Source organism: Mesorhizobium sp. CNPSo 4671, from assembly GCF_057784245.1.
The window spans coordinates 381,327-398,187 of sequence record NZ_JBWLUW010000003.1 but is presented as its reverse complement, the minus strand read 5'-3'; the positions used below and the strand labels follow the sequence as shown (position 1 = coordinate 398,187).

Here is a 16,861-nt window from a genome sequence, read left to right as displayed (position 1 = left end):
GACCCTTTGTCGTCTTTCAATAGCTTTTTTGTCTTTCAATGTATCTCGCGGCGGCGCTCGTAAACCGAATAGCGCGTAGCGTGGCTGTCCTTTTCTCCGGCCGGAACCTCCTGCGAATTGACCGCGCGCCATGTCTGAGGGTCGATCGGCGGGAAATGCGCGTCGCCGTCGACGGCGGCCAGCACATGGGTGACGTGCAGCCGGTCGGCGAGCGGCAGCGCCTGCGCATAGATCTCGCCACCGCCGATGACGCAGACCTCGTCGACCCCAGTCATGCAGCGTCCGCGCACCGTTGCCAACTGGATCGCCGCCTCAAGCGTATGCGCCACCTCGACGCCTTCGGCGCGCCAGACTTTGTCGCGAGTGACGACGATGTTCAGCCGGCCCGGCAACGGGCGGCCGATGCCTTCATAGGTCTTGCGGCCCATGATGATGGGCTTGCCCATCGTGTCGGCCTTGAAACGCTTGAGGTCGGTGGAGAGCCGCCAGGGCAGTCCGCCATCCCGCCCGATCACGTTGTTCTCGGCGATGGCGACATAGATAGCGACATGCATCAGTTCGCATCCCCGCCATTGCTGTCCGATGGTTCGAGCAGCAGGATATCGATGTCGTGCTCTGGGTAAAAATCGCTCGCGGTCATCTCGAAGGTCGTCGGCCCAACCTTTTTGACATTGTCGCCGCAGAACGAGAGAAGGGCTTTCGCGTTGCTCTTGTCGATGGTCAGCTTGAACTTGCCGATGGTGCCCGCCGCCCAGTTGCCTCCGGTGGTCAGGATGTAGGCGATGCGGCTTTCGTTGTACTGAGGATAGCCATCCGGATTGTCCTTGGCTGCCTTGCGCACCGCGTTCTCGAACGTGTCGTCCATGCAGTAGCGGGTCTTGTATGTCGCATATTGCCCCTGGAACTGGCCGTCATAGAAGAAGCTGACCGAAGACGTGCCGCCGACGCTCGGCTTGTAGCGATGGGAAACGTGAACGTCCTTATTGGCCGGAAAGGTCGAGCGCCACCAGTAGGTCGAGCGCAATTGCCAGAACGGCGCATAGTTTGATTTCATGCCGCTGCCGTCATCGGCGGTGTCCTCGATGATGATGCCGCGGTTGACCCAGTCGTCGGCCACTGCCTTTGGCAGCTTCGCCAGCGCTGCCTTGGCGGCATCGCCGAACGGATTGAACGGCACATTCTGCGCCTTGAGGTCAGCGCTGATGTCGATGCCGAGCGCGAACACCTTCTGCTCGAGCTGCGGCTTTGCCGGTGCACCGTCGATCGTCACCTCGAAGCCGAGGAAATTGTCGCTCTGGTTTTCAGGGATCGCCGGCATCTCTTCCGGATCGCCCGAAATGTCGGGCATTGGAAAGGCGACGATCGCGCTGACGTCCTTGTCGGTGTTGTTGTGGAAGACGTAGTCGACCGTCACCTTTTCGGGCGAGATGAAGAGGTCCTCGCTTTGCATCGCGACAGCATCGCTGCGCGACAGGATCAGGCCGCCAGTACCAAGCTCGGCAACCGAGTCGTTGGCCAATGCGGGTGCTGCCGAAAGCGCCAGCGCGGCAGTCAGAGCAATTCCAGGAAAAGTGTGAAGCGGTTTTCCCGGGAAAAGCGCGTAGCGCTTTCCCTTGGGAATTGCGTCAAAACAAAGAGTTAGAGCGATTCGCCGTTTCCGTGAAACGGTGAAACGCTCTAGAACATATCGCAACATCAAAGCCCCCTCGGCAAGAATGCCCTGACGACCCTAGCCGTTTCAATGTGGCGTTTCAAAGCCCTTCCGCATCCGCGGACCCGCCAAAGCGGTCTGGACACGCAAGCAGTGGTCTGGACACGCAAGCAGCGGTCTGGACTAACAGCTTCCGATCGGGCAGGAGTTCGCCCCATGCGCAAGCTTCTCGTCATCGGCATCGGCGCCGGCAATCCCGACCACATGACCGTGCAGGCCATATCAGGCCTGAACCGTGCCGATGTGCTGTTCATCCCAGACAAGGGGGCGAAGAAGAACGACCTTGCCGAATTGCGGCGCGAGATTTGCGACCGCTTCGTCACCAACCCGAAATCGCGCCGCGTCGAGTTCGACGTGCCGGTGCGCGCCGAACCGACATCCTCCTACCGCTCGACCGTCGACGACTGGCACGAAGCCATCGCCGCTATCTATGAAGCCCTGATCCGCGACGAGCTTGCCGAGAATGGCTGCGGCGCCTTCCTGATCTGGGGCGACCCTTCGCTCTACGACAGCGCGCTTCGTATCCTCGAGCGCGTGCGCCTGAGAGACAATGTCGCCTTCGAACTGGAAGTCATCCCGGGCATCACCGCCATCCAGGCGCTTGCCGCCAGTCACAGAATGGCACTGAACCGCATCGGCGATTCCGTGTTGATCACCACCGGCCGCAGGCTGACCGAGGAAGGCCTGGCCAGCAATGCCGGCAGCACGGTGGTCATGCTGGACGGCAAATGCGCCTTCAACACGCTGGCCGACCAGGATGTCGTCATCCATTGGGGCGCCTATCTCGGCACGCCGGACGAGATTGTTCTCTCGGGCCGCCTGGGTGATGTCGGCGCCGAGATCGAAAAAGTCCGCGAGGAAGCCCGCCGGCAAAAAGGCTGGATCATGGACACCTATCTGCTACGCAAGCCCGGTGAGCCTGAGGATATCTAGCCAGCTATCGGGGCCTGAGTAACAAGACCGGCGAGACGGATTGGCGGCGCGCAAGAGTTAGAAAAAACAGCGTTTTATGCTAGTCTGATAAACAAGCGCCGCCTCGTGGAACCCACCCGCACGGCGTATATCACATATATTGACGTTAAATTCACAGAATTGTATGATCAGTTGGCCGGTTCGAATCCCGCCGCTGTTTCCATCGGCGGCTGCAATCGGCAACGGCGGATCCCGGCGAGGATGATTTCCATGATGTTCAGCGCCACCCTTGTTCGGGACCAATTCGCAACGCTGACCGGCTCACGCTGAACGGGATCATCATGTCCAGCCTGCTTGGGATCGACAACGGCCTGACGGTGACGAAGGCAGTGATCTTCGATGCCGATGGCTCGCAATTGTCGGTGGCCAGGCGCCGCGTGCCGCAATCCATGCCGCATCCCCGCTGGGTCGAACGCGACATGCTGGGCCTCTGGCAGGCGACCGCCGAGGCGATCAGGGAAGCCATTGCTCTCAGCGGCAGGCCGGCTGACGACATCAAGGCCGTGGCGGCGACCGCGCATGGCGACGGGCTGTATCTGCTCGACAGGAACCGCCGGCCGCTCGGCCCCGGAATATTATCGCTCGACAGCCGCGCCGGCGAAGTCGTCGATGGATGGGCCAAGGGTTCGGCTTTTGCCGATTCTCTCGCGCTGACCGGGCAGGTTCCGCACGCTTCGGCACCATCGGCGATACTGGCCTGGCTGAAAAAGCACGACCCGGAACGTTTCAGCCAGATCGGCCATATCGTCGGCTGCAAGGACTGGCTGCGCTTTTGCCTGACGGGCACCGTCGGCACCGATCTGACCGAGGCGAGCACCTCGTTCACCGACGTGCGCACGCAATCCTACGCGCCCGAGGCGATGCGCATCTTTGGGCTGGAAGAACTGTTCGCGGCTTTGCCCGGAGTTGCGCATTCGGCCGACATTGTCGGCTACGCCACCGCAGAGGCGGCAGCACTGACCGGGCTTGCCGAAGGCACCCCTGTCGCTTGCGGCCTGCACGACGTCACCGCCTCGGCGCTTGGCATTGGCGGCCACGAGGATGGCGTGGTCAGCATCGTCGCCGGCACCTACTCGATCAACGAAGTGGTCTCCGCCGAGCCGCGCACCGATCCGCGCTGGTTCTGCCGCAACGCCATCGACCACGGCCGCTGGAACAACATGTCGATCTCGCCCGCCTCGACGGCGAATTACGACTGGTTTCTCGACACGCTCTGCCGCGCCGAACAGGACGAGGCCAGGAAGACCAGCGGCTCGATCCACCAGATGCTGGCGACCGAAATCGACGCCGCGCTGAAGAAGCCGTCAACCCTGCTCTTCCACCCCTATCTGTTCGGTTCGCCCTACGGCAATGCCGCCAGCGCCAGCTTCGTCGGCTTGCGCGGCTGGCATGGCCGCGGCGACATGCTGAAGGCGGTGCTGGAAGGCATCGCCTTCAACCACCGCACCCATGTCGAAGCCCTGCGCGACGGCTTTGCCATTCGCGAGGTGCGGCTGACCGGCGGCGGCTCGCGCAATCCGGCCTTCGCGCAGATGTTCGCCGACGTGCTCAACGTGCCGGTCATCGTCACCTCGACCGACGAGGCGGCCGCCTATGGCGCCGCCCTCTGCGCTGGTGCGGCGGTCGGCCTGTTCGCCTCGCCGCAGGACGGCGCGCGCGCCACCTGCACGGTGAGCCGCGAATACCGTCCGGACCCGGCACGCAGCGCCGTCTTCGACAAGCGCTATTCCATCTATGGCCGCATTACCGAGCAGCTCAGGCCGAAATGGGCGGAAATCGAAAGCCTTGCAGAGCAGGAATTGGGGGGTACAGCATGATCAAGGCCGACGAACGGCGCGAAGAAATCGCCGAATACGTCATAAAGCTCGGCCAGGTGCGCATCGACGATCTGGTCGAGCATTTCGGCGTGTCGCGCATGACCATCCACCGCCACATCGACCAGCTGGCGCACCAAGGCGTGCTGCGCAAGCTGCATGGCGCCGTCACCGTGCAGCCATCCGGCCTCTACGAAAGCGCCTTCCGCTACCGGGTGACGGTTGGGCGGGCGGAGAAGGACGCGCTGGCACGCGCCGCGATGGACTATGTAGAGCCGGGACAGGCGATCATCCTGGACGATTCGACCACGGCCAATGCCGTTGCGCCGCTGCTGCTCGAGGTCACGCCGCTGACCGTCATCACCAACAGCGTGTCGACGGCGGCATTGTTGACCAATGTCGACGACATCGACTTCATCTGCCTCGGCGGCCAGTACCATCGCACCTACAACGCCTATATCGGCATCGTCTGCGAGAATGCGATCTCGCGACTGCGCGCCAATCTCTTGATTTGCTCGGCATCGGCGATCAGTGGCACCACGGCCTTCATCCAGGATCAGCATGTGGTGCGGGTCAAGCAAGCGATGATGGCGGCGGCGATCAAGCGCATTCTTCTGGTCGACCATTCCAAGTTCGACAAGGTGGCTCTGCACGTGCTCGACGACCTGATCAGCTTCGAGGCGGTCCTGGTCACCGACGGCATCAGCGACAAGCATGCGCAAAAGCTGGAGCAGGCCGGGGTTCAGTTGCGCGTCGTCAAGACGGCGAGGCCATGACATCAACGGCCGAAAGCCATCACGGCTCCGAGCGCCACGGCGCACCCGATGAGGGTGATATCGATGTTGTCATCCTCGGCGCCGGCATCAACGGAGCCGGCCTGTTTCGCGATCTCAGCGCGCAGGGCGTCAGCTGCTGCATCGTCGACAAGGCGGATTTCGGCTCCGGCACCAGTGCGGCGCCGTCGCGCCTGATCCATGGCGGGCTGAAATATCTGGAGACCGGCGAATTCGGGCTGGTGGCGCAGTCGACGCTGGAGCGCAACCTGCTGCTCAAGAACGCGCCACATTATGTCAGCCCTCTGCCGACCGTCATTCCGATCTTCTCCTGGGGCAAGGGCATGTGGGCGGCACTGCGCACGCTGCTGGGCTCGACCAGCGCGCCGCGCAGCCGAGGTGCTGTCCTCATCAAGATCGGCCTGATGATCTATGATTTCTACGGCTCCAGGCACCGGGTGATGCCGCGCCATCGGCTCGTCGGGCGCCGTCAGGCGCTGCGCGACATGCCGGCGCTGACCGGCTCGATCGTCGCCACCGGCACCTATTACGACGCCAAGATCACACATCCCGAACGGCTGGTGCTCGAGCTGATCGCCGACGGGCTGGAGGCCAATCCCAACTCCAGCGCGGCCAACTACACCGCGCTGGTCTCTTCCTCAAACGGAGTGCTGGCCTTCCGGCGGGAGAATGGCGGCGAATTCTCGCTGCGGCCGAGACTAGTCGTCAACGCCGCCGGCCCATGGATCGACCATGTCAACGCAGCGCTCGGCGCGCCGTCCAAGATGATCGGCGGCACCAAGGGCTCGCACATCCTGTTGAAGCACGATGCCCTGGTGCACAGCCTGGCCGGGCGCATGCTCTATTTCGAGGCCGATGACGGCCGCATCTGCCTTGTCTACGACTATCTCGGCAAGGCGCTCGTCGGCTCGACGGATCTTGCGGCCGACAATCCGGATACGGTCCGCTGCGAGCCGGCGGAAATCGATTATCTGCTGGAAAGCGTCCGCACACTGTTGCCGGGCATGCGGTTCGAACGCGACCAGATCGTCTATGCCTATAGCGGCATCAGGCCCCTGCCCGCATCCGACGCCGCTATCCCCGGCCTGATCAGCCGCGACCATTCGGCGCCGGTGGCGGAACAGGAGCCGTCGCGCCCCTTCCCGATCATCTCGCTGATCGGCGGCAAATGGACGACATTCCGCGGTTTCGCCGAGGAAGTCGCCGACACCGTGCTTGATCGTCTTGGCCGCGCCCGCAAAGTGACGACGCGGTCGATGCCGATCGGCGGCGGCAAGGACTTCCCGGCCGACACAGCGGCGCGGTCGAGATGGCTGGTCAATGCCGCATCGGCCTCAGGCATCGACCAGGCCCGCCTCGACCAGTTGCTGTCGCGCTATGGCACCAAGGCGTCGCGGATAGCCCGCCACCAGAGCGCATCGAGCAATGAAGACCGCTTGCCGGACTCGAGCGACTACAGCGTGTCGGAGATCGACTACATCGCTCGCAATGAATTCGTCGAACATCTCGCCGATATCGTCATGCGGCGCACGACCCTGGCGATCAGCGGTTCCCTGACGATAGGCGACTTGCAGCAGGTCGCCATCGTTGCTGGCCGGGCGCTCGGCTGGACCCCGCAAAGGACCAGCGAGGAGATCGATCAAGTTGTTACGCAGCTCAACGGCGCCAATTTGATGGGGCTGCAACCGGAGCGCCGCGCCAAACTGGCCTGAGCGCGGCACAGCCACCTTGCCGGTTTGAAGCAACCGTATCACGGCATCTGTGAGATATTGTTTATTTCTAAAAACTCAATAAAATCAATAGCATTGCTCGACCTATGGCAGCCGTCTGGTCACTTGAATGTTACATTATCGGCGAAGTATCACAGTCATTGACGGTAATTTCACATCGATGTATGGTCGATTGCGTTGGAGGAGCACGCTGCGGGAGGGGTCGATGCAAGCGGACCGACCGTCCAGCGGCTTATGCGGCGCTTCACGCCAACAAAATGGAATGCCACCCCTCATCGCCGCCACTGCACAGGTCGTCACAGCATGAGTTCGCAGCCAGCAGCCACCACGATGAACCGGCGAGGATCGCCTGGCCTGCGCTGGGTGGCCGCCGCGGTCGCGATCCTGGTGCTGCTCGGCGCGATGATCCTCGACACCAAGATCGTCACGATCGGCTCGGCCGAGGACACCCGCAAAGCCGCGTTTTCGCCGGAGGCGTTCGGCAAGGCTGAATTTCCGAACGTGCAATCCGCCGTGGAACAGCGCGCCGTCGATGCGCCGACGCTTGCCGCGGCCATCGCCAAGGACAAGGCGGCGGCGGAGAAACAATATGGCGTGCCGGCCAATGTCGGCACCGAATTCTCGGTCAAGTTCACCGGTGTGGTCGGCGAAGGAAAGTCGGGCATCTACACCGTCAAGGTCGCCGACGTTCCCGACAATCTGGCCATTCGCGTCCAGACCGGGCCGGCGATCAACGGCACCGATCTGCGCGACGCCACCGGCGCGATCACCTTCGGCCAGTTCACCAACCAGATCGAGTACCAGAACGCGGGCTCGGCCCTGAACAATGAGATGAAGAAGCAGGTGCTGTCGGCCATCGACAACACCCAGCTCACCGGCAAGACCATCTCGGTCGTCGGCGTCTTCAAGCTGATCAATCCCAAAGGCTGGCTGGTCGCGCCGGTGAAGCTGAGCGTCCAATGAATGCGGCGCCCGAGTTCGAGCCGGCGCCGGGCGACACCGTGCTCGCGGCCCGCCACATCGTAAAGACCTATGGCGGCACGCACGCGCTCAAAGGGGTCAATTTCGACATACGCCGCGGCAAGGTTACGACGCTGTTCGGCGAAAACGGCGCCGGCAAGTCGACATTGATGAAGATCCTCTCCGGCGTGACCACGCCGACATCGGGAAGCATCGAGCTCGACGGCCAGTCCGTCACCTTCTCCTCCGCCTCCGACGCCCGCGACCGCGGCATCTCGATCATCCATCAGGAACTCAGCCTCGCGCCCAATCTCAGCGTGCGCGACAACATCTTCATGGGCCGGGAAATACGCGGCGCGACCGGCGTCGATTTTGGCGAGGAAGCCCGGCAGACGCGGCTGCTGATGGCCGATCTCGAGGAAGACATCGATCCGCTGACGCTGGTCCAGGACCTGCGCCTGGGGCAGCAGCAGATCGTCGAGATCGCGCGCGCGCTTTCGGTCGATTCGCGCATCCTGATCATGGATGAGCCGACTTCGGCGCTGAGCGCCACCGAGGTCGAGGTGCTGTTCCGGGTGATCCGCGACCTGACCGCCCGCGGCGTCTCGATCGTCTACATCTCGCACCACCTCGAGGAGGCGTTGCAGATCACCGACTACGCCGTGGTGCTCAGGGATGGCGCGATCACCGCGACGGCCAACGCCAGGCACATCAACCTCGAATGGATCGTCCGAAACATGGTGGGCGAGAACTTCGACCTCGGCTCGCCGCCCACCGGCTATGCCTTCGGCGAGGTCGCTTTGTGGGTCGAGGATGTCAGCGTCGCCGATGCCTCGAGTTCGGAACGGTCCGTGGTCGACAGGCTGTCGCTTGCCGTGCGCAGCGGCGAGATCGTCTGCATCTATGGGCTGATGGGCGCCGGGCGCACCGAATTGCTGGAATGCATCGCCGGGCGCCTGCAGCCATCGGGCGGGCGCATCCTGCTCGAAGGCAACGACATCTCCCGCCTCGGAATTGCCGAACGCATCGCCCGGGGGCTCGTCCTGGTGCCCGAGGACCGCCAGCGCGACGGCCTGGTGCAGACCATGTCGGTCGGCGCCAACCTGTCGCTCGCCAGCATCGGATCCTTCGTCAGGGGAATGTTCTTGTCGCGCTCGCAGGAGCGGTCGCTGGTCGAAGCCTCGATCCGCGACGTGCACGTCAAAACCTCTGGCGGCAGCGCCCCCATCGGCTCGCTGTCCGGCGGCAACCAGCAGAAGGTCGTCATCGGCAAGATGCTGACCACCAATCCCAAGGTCATGCTGCTAGACGAGCCGAGCCGCGGCATCGACATCGGCGCCAAGGCGGAGGTGTTCCGGCTGCTCAGCGAACGGGCGGCCCGCGGGCTCGCCGTCGTCTTCTCGACCTCGGAAGTCGCCGAATGCCTGAGCATCGCGCACCGGATCATCGTCATGCATCGCGGCAGGATCTCGGCCGAATTCACTGCCGATGCCACGAAGGAAGAGATCATGGCCGCTTCCGGCGAGGCCGTGGTCTCCGACCATGAAGAACACAGGAGCCACCACCGTGACCGACGCTAGCCCCGATCGCAGCCGCTCCCCGAGGGTTTCGCCAAGGGTTTCGACCGACGGCTTCAGCCTGGCCAAGCTTCTGCTGGAGGGCCGCGCCTTCTTCGCGCTGATCGCGATCATCATCGTCTTCTCGCTGCTGTCTCCCTACTACTTCTCGGTCGGCAATTTCCTGACCATGGCCTCGCATGTCGCCATCTTCGGCATACTGGCGGTCGGCATGCTGCTGGTCATCCTCAATGGCGGCATCGACCTGTCGGTCGGCTCGACGCTGGGCTTCTCCGGCGTGATCGCCGGCTTCCTGATGCAGGGCGTGCAGCTGACCTCGTTCGGCGTCATCCTCTACCCGCCGGTCTGGGTCGTCGCGGTGCTGGTCTGCGTGCTCGGCGCCCTGGTCGGCCTGGTCAACGGCGTTCTCATCGCCTGGCTGAAGGTACCCGCCTTCGTCGCCACGCTCGGCATGCTCTACGTCGTGCGCGGCGCGGCGCTGCTGATGACCAACGGCCTGACCTACAACGATCTCGGCGGCAAGCCGGAACTCGGCAACACAGGCTTCGAGTGGCTCGGCTTCAACCGCCTGCTCGACATCCCGATCGGCGTACTGGTCATGGCGGTCATTGCCCTCATCGGCAGCATCATCCTCAACCGCACCGCCTTCGGCCGCTGGCTCTACGCTTCCGGCGGCAACGAACGCGCCGCCGAACTCTCCGGCGTGCCGGTCAAGCAGGTGCAGGTCTCGGTCTATATGCTCTCCGGCATCTGCGCGGCGGTGGCCGGTCTTATCCTATCGTCCGAACTGACCTCGGCGGGACCAACCGCCGGCACCTCATACGAGCTCACCGCAATTGCCGCCGTCGTCATCGGCGGTGCCGCTCTGACCGGTGGCCGGGGCAATATCCGCGGCACGCTGGTCGGTGCCTTCGTTATCGGCTTCCTGTCCGATGGTCTGGTGATCATCGGCGTCTCTGCCTATTGGCAAACAGTGTTCACCGGCGCGGTCATCGTGTTGGCGGTGCTGCTCAACGCCATCCAGTATCGCCGCCGCGTCAAGCTTCCGAGCCCGACCGGCGGCTCGCCCACTTCTCCACAAAAGGACAAGGCCACAACGGCCGATCCCGCCCTCGAGAAGACTGCCGGTTGACCGGCGCGATTGCTAACCAAAGGAGGAACTCTATGTATCGCAGTGCCAGAATTCTGATGCTCTCGGCCTTCGCCCTGGCCGCGCCGATCGTCGCGGCAAGCGCGGCGTCGGCTGGTGGCCTGATCTCGATCATCGTCATCGATCCCGCCAACCCCTATTGGCTCACTGAAGGCAATGTCGCCAAGGCCGAAGCCGAGAAGCTCGGCTACACCGCGACCGTCGGTGCCTCCAAGGCCGACACCAACACCGAGAGCAAGCTGATCGACACGGCGATCACCAACAAGTCCGTGGCCATTATCCTTGACCCGGCCGATGCCAGCGGCTCGATCGGCGCGGTGAAGAAGGCTATCGCCGCCAACATCCCGGTCTTCCTCGTCAATGCCGAGATCAACCAGGAGGGGCTCGCCAAGGCACAGCTTGTCTCGAACAACGCCCAGGGCGCAGCACTTGGCGGCCAGCAATGGGTGACGGCCATCGGCGAGAAGGGCAACTATGTCGAACTGCTAGGCGCGCCATCCGACAACAACGCCGCGACGCGGTCGAACGGCTACGAGACCGTGATCAGCCAGTATCCCGACCTCAAGAAGGTCGGCTCGGAAGTCGCCAACTGGGACCGCACCCAGGGCCACGACAAGATGCAGAGCCTGCTGCAGGCCCATCCCGACATAATCGGCGTGACCAGCGGCAATGACGAGATGGCGCTCGGCGCGATCGCGGCGCTGAAAGAGGCCGGAAAACTGTCGAGCATCAAGGTCGGCGGCTTCGACGGCTCGCCGGACGCTGTCGCGGCCATCAAGGCCGGCGACCTGCAATACACCGTGCTGCAGCCGGTGGCCGTCTACTCGGCGAAGGCCGTGCAGCAGGCGGACTCCTTTATCAAGACCGGCAAGACGGGTGCTGCGACCGAGAAGCAGCTGTTCGACTGCCTGCTCATCACCAAGGACAATGTCGACAAGTACACGGCTCCGTTCACGCTCTCGGAGTAAGAAACCGACGAGGGGTGGCCTTTCGGTCGCCCCTCTCCTGTTCCCGCCGATCAGTCAGCCCGCATCGATCTCCGCCTGCAGCGCGTCCATATGCGTCGCCGCCGCGGCGGTCGCCGCGCGCTCGATGGCGCGGAAACGGCTGACCACCGCCAGGCCGATGGCCGTCAGCTGCGCGCCGCCGCCCTTGCGGCCTCCGGTCTGCGCGGCGACCAACGGCTTGCCGAACACCCGATTCATGTCCTCGACCAGGTCCCAGGCGTGCTTGTAGGACATTTCCATGCCGCGCGCGGCGGCCGAGATCGAGCCAAACGTGGCGATGTGCTCCAGAAGCTCGATCTTGCCCGGACCAATCCGCCCGTCTGGATCGAGATTTATCCGCAAGCTCAGCGATGGCATCTTTGCTCCTCCGCGGTCACCTTCATTTCGGCAAAACCGCTATTCCAAAATAATATAGCGCCGATCGCCGCACCTGTCAGCCATCGACATCGAGCGGCAGGCCGGCGCCGGTGTTGGCCCGGTCGAAGCTCACTGTCTTGACCACCGCGAAAACCTTGCCGCCGAGCCGCAGCTTTAGCGCCTGCCGCGACTGTTCGGTGATGCGGGCCAGCACCGTTGCGCCATTGCAGTCAATGCCGACCTCGACCACCGGCCCCTCGCCCGGGCGGATCGCGACGATCGTGCCGGGCAGGATGTTGAGCGCGCTGAGACCTGTCGGCCTCTCCGTGGCGATCATCACATCACGGGCACGAATGCGGACACGCACGGGAGCGCCGGGCTTCATTGCAAGGCGCGGCACACGGATCTCGCCGGCGGCCGAGCCGAGCACGGTCATGCCGAACACCTCATCGTGACTCAGCACTTTCGTGTCCAGCACCGCCCCGCCCTCGCCGCGCTCTTCGGCCGGCAACAGGTCGAGCCTTTGCATCACCGCCTCGGTCGGTCCGCTGGCAACGACCTTGCCTTGCGCCAGCATCACCACGTCGCTCGCCAGCCGCGCCACCTCGGCGACCGAATGGCTGACATAGACGATCGGGATCTTCGTCTCGTCGCGCAGCCGTTCGATATAGGGCAGGATCTCCGCCTTGCGCGCCTCGTCGAGCGAGGCCAGCGGCTCGTCCATGAGCAGAAGTTTCGGGCTGGCGAGCAGCGCCCGGCCGATCGCCACGCGCTGCTTCTCGCCGCCGGAGAGTCTTGCCGGGCGCCGCCCAAGCAGCGGACCGATGCCGAGCAGTTCGACAACGGCATCCATCTCGGCGTAGCGCTCTGATGGCGGCGTGAACCAGCGGCCGTAGCGCAGATTGCTGGCCACACTCATATGCGGGAACAGCCGCGCGTCCTGGAACACCATGCCGATGCGGCGCCTGTGCTTCGGCACGAAAATGCCGGCATCGGTATCGACCAGCACACGTCCCTCCACCTCGATGCGGCCCTTGCAGGGCCGGATCAGCCCGGCGATCATGTTGATCAACGTGGTCTTGCCCGATCCGGACGGCCCGAACAGCGCCGTGAGCCGCCCGGCGCTCTCGAAGCGCGCCTCGATGGCGAAGTCGCCGAGCCTATGGCTGATGTCGACAAGCACGCTCATTCGATATCCATCCGCCGCCCGACCCGCCGCGCCAGCACTTCCGACGCGACCAGTGCCGCCATCGAGATGACGATCGAGATCAATGTCAGCCGCAATGCGCCTTCATCGCCGCCCGGCACCTGCGTGAAAGTGTAGATCGCCGAGGGCAGCGTCTGCGTCTCGCCCGGAATGTTGGAGACGAAGGTGATCGTCGCGCCGAACTCGCCCATCGCCTTGGCGAAAGCCAGGATGGCGCCGGCGATCAGCCCGGGCAGGATCAGCGGCAGCGTGATGGTGGCGAACACCCACAGAGGATTGGCGCCAAGCGTGCCCGCCGCCGCCTCCATCTTGCGGTCCACCGCTTCGATCGATAGCCGGATTGCCCGCACCATCAGCGGAAAGCCCATGACGGCGCAGGCCAGCGCCGCGCCGGTCCAGCGAAACGAGAAGACGATGCCGAAATGCTCGGCCAGGAAGGCGCCCGCCGGACCGCGCTTGCCGAAGGTCAAAAGCAGGAGATAGCCGGTCACCACGGGCGGCAGGATCAGCGGCAGGTGAACCACGCCGTTGAGCAGCGTCTTGCCCCAGAACTGTCCGCGGGCAAGCAGCAGCGCGATCAGGATGCCCAGCGGCAGGCTGGCGAGCATCGCCACCGTCGCCACCTTGATGGACAGCCGGACCGCATTCCATTCGTCGGGAGTGAGGTCCAGCAGCCAGGTCATATTGCGCTATCGGGCCCTGTTCAGTTGCTCGGCGTGAGCACGGTAAAACCCTGTTCCTTGAAGATCGCGCCAGCCTTGGCGGACTGCAGGCATTTCAGGAAAGCCGGCGTATCCTTGTCCTTCGAATCGGCGGTCTGGGCAACCGGGTAGATGATCGGCGGATGCGAATCCTCCGGGAAGGTGCCGACGACCTTGACACCTTTCTCGGCATGCGCGTCGGTGGCATAGACGATGCCGAGCGCGGCCTCGCCTGTCGAAACCAGCTTGAGCGCCGCACGGACATTCTCGGCCTGCGCCACCTTGCCCTCGACCGAGGACCAGACGCCGAGCGATTCCAGCGCCGCCTTGCCGTACTTGCCGGCCGGCACCGCCTTGAAGTCGCCCATGGCGAGCTTGCCGTCGCCGACCAGCTTGGCGAGGTCGAAACCCTTCTCGATCTTGGTTGCAACCGTCGAATCCTTCGGCGCCACCAGCACGATCTCGTTGCCGAGCAGCTTCACCTCGGTGTCCGGCTTGGTCAGCTTCTTGTCGGAGAGATATTTCATCCAGTCGAGATCGGCCGAGATGAAGACGTCAGCCGGTGCCCCGCCCTCGATCTGCTTGGTCAGTGCCGAGCTCGCCGCATAGGAGACGGTCGCGGCCTCGCCGACATCGGCCTCACAGGCCTTGTTCACCGCATCGAGCGCGTCCTTGAGGCTGGCCGCCGCGAACACCACGACCTTGTCTTGCGCATATGCAGCCGGAACCGCCGCCATCATCGTCACCGCCAAGCCGCCAATGGCGATCGCCTTCAACCCGAAACACTTGCGCGTCATCGAAACCTCTCCCTGATTTGAAAATCCGTGCGGCGCGAAGCCTGCTGATCGATATATCCGCATGAATATAACAAGGGAAGGCCCGGCGCTTGCGAAAACGCCTATGCCCGTCGATTGTTCTGCTAAGACGAGCGGGAAACCCTAATGCGTGCCGCCAAAAGTGACCTCGGTTTTGGGGAGAACGACATGCATAGAAGCAAAGGAGAGCCCAATGAAGATCAGCGCCCGCAATGTCCTCAAGGGAACTATCACCGAGATCGTCAAGGGAGCCACCACCTCGCATGTCAGGATCGACATTGGCGGCGGCGCCATCGTCACCGCCTCGATCACCAACGAAGCGGTCGCCGACCTGAAACTCGAAAAGGTCAAGCAGGCCTATGCCGTGGTCAAGGCCTCGGACGTGATGGTCGGCATCGACTGACGGGACCGACCTTAAGGTGTGTTGAGATTCAGGTCAGGCCGAGCCGAAAACGGTGGCTTTCGGGGTCGCCCTTGCGACGAGCAGAGCGGACATTCAGGTCCGTGAGCACCGGCCTACGCCGGCCGTAGCCTTACTTCAGCTGCCACGCCGCGAATGAGTGCTTCGGCCGGCGAAGGCCGGAAGCGCAGAAAGCCGTCGTTCACAGGCCGGCCTCACCTGAATATCGACATACCTTAGACCGCGATGGGCGCCTTGATGCTGGCGTCGGCGACATAATTTTCCAGCCGGAAATCCTCGAAGCGGAACGCGAACAGATCCTTCACCTCGGGGTTGATCCACATCGTCGGCAACGCCCTTGGCGTGCGCCGCAACTGTTCACGCGCCTGCTCGAAATGGTTCGAATAGAGATGCGCATCGCCCAGCGTGTGGACGAAATCGCCCGGCTTCAGCCCGGTCACCTGCGCCACCATCAGCGTCAGCAGCGCGTAGGACGCGATGTTGAACGGCACGCCGAGGAAAATGTCCGCCGAACGCTGGTAGAGCTGGCAGGAAAGCCGGCCCTCGGACACGTAGAACTGGAAGAGGCAGTGGCACGGCGGCAGCGCCATGGCTTCCACCTCGGCCGGGTTCCACGCCGAGACGATCAGCCGCCGCGACTGAGGATTGCGGCGTATCTCCTTCAGAAGATTGGCGATCTGGTCGATCGAGCCGCCATGGCCGTCCGCCCAGGAGCGCCACTGCTTGCCGTAGACCGGGCCAAGGTCGCCATTCTCGTCGGCCCATTCGTCCCAGATCGTGACGCCGTGGTCGGTGAGGTATTTGATGTTGGTGTCGCCGGCCAGGAACCACAGGAGTTCATGAATGATCGACTTCAGATGCAGCTTCTTGGTCGTGGTGACCGGAAAGCCGCGCGCCAGGTCGAAGCGCATCTGGTAGCCGAAGACGGAGCGCGTGCCGGTGCCCGTGCGGTCGCCGCGATCGGCGCCGTTGTCCAGCACATGCTGCAAGAGGTCGAGATACTGGCGCATCGGTTCCGGCTCGATTCGAGATTTCGCCAATCATAGCGCATGTCAGCGCTGACGCCACGCCTGTCTGAGGTCTTCCCCACCCGGATAGGAAGCGGAGCCGTCTTTGGAACTCGCCCTGGCGGGCCGGATGCGCAGAAGGCCGCGCTGATCGGCCGCCAGAGTAGAACTATTCTGAGGTCTCACAGGGAGCCGAGTTTGCCCAGATCCTTGGCCACCAGATAATAGAAGGTCACACGGCTCTTGGTGTTGTCGGCGTGCATCGCCTTGCAGGTCTTCTCGATCGAGGCGTCGGCCTTGGCCCCGTCGCTGACGCCGAGCTTCTTGGCCACCCAGCTCTCCTTGACGCGCTCGAGCTCCTTCGGATCGGTGCAGGACACCAGCGAAGAATCGCGGTTCCTGAGCGCAATGCCCAGATGCTTGACAATCTTTTCGACCGCGTCGGCGCTGGCGCCCGCGTCGTACTTCTTCACATCCGCAAGATAGTCGGCCATCAAAATTCCCCTCGTCGGCGCCACGGATCTGATCGATGAGGGCTGTGGCGCGCTTCGCAATCTGTGCGCTAGGTCGGTAACTCCTCACCGCTCGCAAAGCTTCCGTTGAGACCGCGCCCAAGTCAACCCTTGCCGTCGCAATTT

17 protein-coding genes are annotated in these 16,861 nt (G+C 63.5%); 9 read left to right on the top strand and 8 right to left on the bottom strand.

The window, feature by feature from the left end; translation table 11 throughout:
* Nucleotides 1-35 precede the first annotated feature (35 nt).
* Nucleotides 36-554 (bottom strand): dihydrofolate reductase, encoded by a 519-nt coding sequence (locus tag AC04SF_RS10095; protein ID WP_488477662.1) that lies wholly within the window; start codon nucleotides 552-554, stop codon nucleotides 36-38.
* A complete protein-coding gene (locus AC04SF_RS10090; protein WP_488477981.1) occupies nucleotides 554-1,561 on the bottom strand; it encodes a DUF4424 domain-containing protein in 1,008 nt (335 codons plus the stop codon). The genes AC04SF_RS10095 and AC04SF_RS10090 overlap by 1 nt, the downstream gene beginning before the upstream one ends.
* A gap of 306 nt (nucleotides 1,562-1,867) precedes the next feature.
* On the opposite strand from AC04SF_RS10090, the gene cobF reads away from it, so the two are divergent.
* From cobF to AC04SF_RS10050, 8 genes are all read left to right on the top strand, one after another.
* A complete protein-coding gene (gene cobF / locus AC04SF_RS10085; RefSeq protein ID WP_488477661.1) occupies nucleotides 1,868-2,644 on the top strand; it encodes a precorrin-6A synthase (deacetylating) in 777 nt (258 codons plus the stop codon).
* Between the two features lie 320 nt (nucleotides 2,645-2,964).
* Nucleotides 2,965-4,500, top strand: a complete 1,536-nt coding sequence (locus AC04SF_RS10080; protein WP_488477660.1) for an FGGY-family carbohydrate kinase — start codon at nucleotides 2,965-2,967, stop codon at nucleotides 4,498-4,500.
* Entirely contained in the window at nucleotides 4,497-5,273 is a 777-nt protein-coding gene (locus AC04SF_RS10075) for a DeoR/GlpR family DNA-binding transcription regulator (RefSeq protein ID WP_096447314.1), read from the top strand. The genes AC04SF_RS10080 and AC04SF_RS10075 overlap by 4 nt, the downstream gene beginning before the upstream one ends.
* Complete coding sequence (locus tag AC04SF_RS10070) at nucleotides 5,270-7,003, top strand: glycerol-3-phosphate dehydrogenase/oxidase (protein WP_488477659.1); 1,734 nt, start codon at nucleotides 5,270-5,272, stop codon at nucleotides 7,001-7,003. Before AC04SF_RS10075 ends, AC04SF_RS10070 begins: the two co-directional genes overlap by 4 nt.
* Nucleotides 7,004-7,324: 321 nt before the next feature.
* A complete protein-coding gene (locus AC04SF_RS10065) occupies nucleotides 7,325-7,984 on the top strand; it encodes a DUF2291 family protein (protein WP_488477658.1) in 660 nt (219 codons plus the stop codon).
* Nucleotides 7,981-9,561 (top strand): sugar ABC transporter ATP-binding protein, encoded by a 1,581-nt coding sequence (locus tag AC04SF_RS10060; protein WP_488477657.1) that lies wholly within the window; start codon nucleotides 7,981-7,983, stop codon nucleotides 9,559-9,561. The genes AC04SF_RS10065 and AC04SF_RS10060 overlap by 4 nt, the downstream gene beginning before the upstream one ends.
* Complete coding sequence (locus AC04SF_RS10055; RefSeq protein WP_488477656.1) at nucleotides 9,524-10,690, top strand: ABC transporter permease; 1,167 nt, start codon at nucleotides 9,524-9,526, stop codon at nucleotides 10,688-10,690. The genes AC04SF_RS10060 and AC04SF_RS10055 overlap by 38 nt, the downstream gene beginning before the upstream one ends.
* A gap of 32 nt (nucleotides 10,691-10,722) precedes the next feature.
* Entirely contained in the window at nucleotides 10,723-11,676 is a 954-nt protein-coding gene (locus tag AC04SF_RS10050; RefSeq protein ID WP_181823900.1) for a D-ribose ABC transporter substrate-binding protein, read from the top strand.
* A 54-nt stretch (nucleotides 11,677-11,730) separates the two neighbouring features.
* Here the strand turns inward: AC04SF_RS10050 and AC04SF_RS10045 are convergent, their stop codons facing one another.
* The 4 genes from AC04SF_RS10045 to modA all read right to left on the bottom strand — a co-directional run bounded on the left by AC04SF_RS10045 (nucleotide 11,731) and on the right by modA (nucleotide 14,777).
* A complete protein-coding gene (locus tag AC04SF_RS10045; protein ID WP_095202221.1) occupies nucleotides 11,731-12,072 on the bottom strand; it encodes a winged helix-turn-helix domain-containing protein in 342 nt (113 codons plus the stop codon).
* Nucleotides 12,073-12,148: 76 nt separating this feature from the next.
* A complete protein-coding gene (gene modC / locus AC04SF_RS10040) occupies nucleotides 12,149-13,261 on the bottom strand; it encodes a molybdenum ABC transporter ATP-binding protein (protein WP_488477655.1) in 1,113 nt (370 codons plus the stop codon).
* Complete coding sequence (gene modB / locus AC04SF_RS10035) at nucleotides 13,258-13,962, bottom strand: molybdate ABC transporter permease subunit (protein WP_488477654.1); 705 nt, start codon at nucleotides 13,960-13,962, stop codon at nucleotides 13,258-13,260. The genes modC and modB overlap by 4 nt, the downstream gene beginning before the upstream one ends.
* A gap of 20 nt (nucleotides 13,963-13,982) precedes the next feature.
* Nucleotides 13,983-14,777: a molybdate ABC transporter substrate-binding protein gene (modA, locus tag AC04SF_RS10030; protein WP_488477653.1), complete on the bottom strand. Its 795-nt coding sequence runs from the start codon at nucleotides 14,775-14,777 to the stop codon at nucleotides 13,983-13,985.
* A gap of 211 nt (nucleotides 14,778-14,988) precedes the next feature.
* On the opposite strand from modA, the gene AC04SF_RS10025 reads away from it, so the two are divergent.
* Complete coding sequence (locus tag AC04SF_RS10025) at nucleotides 14,989-15,198, top strand: TOBE domain-containing protein (RefSeq protein ID WP_488477652.1); 210 nt, start codon at nucleotides 14,989-14,991, stop codon at nucleotides 15,196-15,198.
* A 233-nt stretch (nucleotides 15,199-15,431) separates the two neighbouring features.
* On the opposite strand, the gene AC04SF_RS10020 is transcribed toward AC04SF_RS10025, so the two are convergent.
* Together AC04SF_RS10020 and AC04SF_RS10015 are read right to left on the bottom strand one after the other, a co-directional pair.
* Nucleotides 15,432-16,226 (bottom strand): thymidylate synthase, encoded by a 795-nt coding sequence (locus AC04SF_RS10020; RefSeq protein ID WP_488477980.1) that lies wholly within the window; start codon nucleotides 16,224-16,226, stop codon nucleotides 15,432-15,434.
* 179 nt (nucleotides 16,227-16,405) lie between these two features.
* Complete coding sequence (locus AC04SF_RS10015) at nucleotides 16,406-16,717, bottom strand: DUF2853 family protein (protein ID WP_064983857.1); 312 nt, start codon at nucleotides 16,715-16,717, stop codon at nucleotides 16,406-16,408.
* Between the last annotated feature and the right edge of the window lie 144 nt (nucleotides 16,718-16,861).

Excerpts from the sequence above, each read along its gene's own strand:
- AC04SF_RS10095 (WP_488477662.1), bottom strand. The coding sequence starts at position 554 with ATGCATGTCGCTATCTATGTCGCCATCGCCGAGAACAACGTGATCGGG.
- cobF (WP_488477661.1), top strand. The coding sequence starts at position 1,868 with ATGCGCAAGCTTCTCGTCATCGGCATCGGCGCCGGCAATCCCGACCAC.
- AC04SF_RS10080 (WP_488477660.1), top strand. The coding sequence starts at position 2,965 with ATGTCCAGCCTGCTTGGGATCGACAACGGCCTGACGGTGACGAAGGCA.
- AC04SF_RS10075 (WP_096447314.1), top strand. The coding sequence starts at position 4,497 with ATGATCAAGGCCGACGAACGGCGCGAAGAAATCGCCGAATACGTCATA.
- AC04SF_RS10070 (WP_488477659.1), top strand. The coding sequence starts at position 5,270 with ATGACATCAACGGCCGAAAGCCATCACGGCTCCGAGCGCCACGGCGCA.
- AC04SF_RS10065 (WP_488477658.1), top strand. The coding sequence starts at position 7,325 with ATGAGTTCGCAGCCAGCAGCCACCACGATGAACCGGCGAGGATCGCCT.
- AC04SF_RS10060 (WP_488477657.1), top strand. The coding sequence starts at position 7,981 with ATGAATGCGGCGCCCGAGTTCGAGCCGGCGCCGGGCGACACCGTGCTC.
- AC04SF_RS10055 (WP_488477656.1), top strand. The coding sequence starts at position 9,524 with ATGAAGAACACAGGAGCCACCACCGTGACCGACGCTAGCCCCGATCGC.
- AC04SF_RS10050 (WP_181823900.1), top strand. The coding sequence starts at position 10,723 with ATGTATCGCAGTGCCAGAATTCTGATGCTCTCGGCCTTCGCCCTGGCC.
- AC04SF_RS10045 (WP_095202221.1), bottom strand. The coding sequence starts at position 12,072 with ATGCCATCGCTGAGCTTGCGGATAAATCTCGATCCAGACGGGCGGATT.
- modC (WP_488477655.1), bottom strand. The coding sequence starts at position 13,261 with ATGAGCGTGCTTGTCGACATCAGCCATAGGCTCGGCGACTTCGCCATC.
- modB (WP_488477654.1), bottom strand. The coding sequence starts at position 13,962 with ATGACCTGGCTGCTGGACCTCACTCCCGACGAATGGAATGCGGTCCGG.
- modA (WP_488477653.1), bottom strand. The coding sequence starts at position 14,777 with ATGACGCGCAAGTGTTTCGGGTTGAAGGCGATCGCCATTGGCGGCTTG.
- AC04SF_RS10025 (WP_488477652.1), top strand. The coding sequence starts at position 14,989 with ATGAAGATCAGCGCCCGCAATGTCCTCAAGGGAACTATCACCGAGATC.
- AC04SF_RS10020 (WP_488477980.1), bottom strand. The coding sequence starts at position 16,226 with ATGCGCCAGTATCTCGACCTCTTGCAGCATGTGCTGGACAACGGCGCC.
- AC04SF_RS10015 (WP_064983857.1), bottom strand. The coding sequence starts at position 16,717 with ATGGCCGACTATCTTGCGGATGTGAAGAAGTACGACGCGGGCGCCAGC.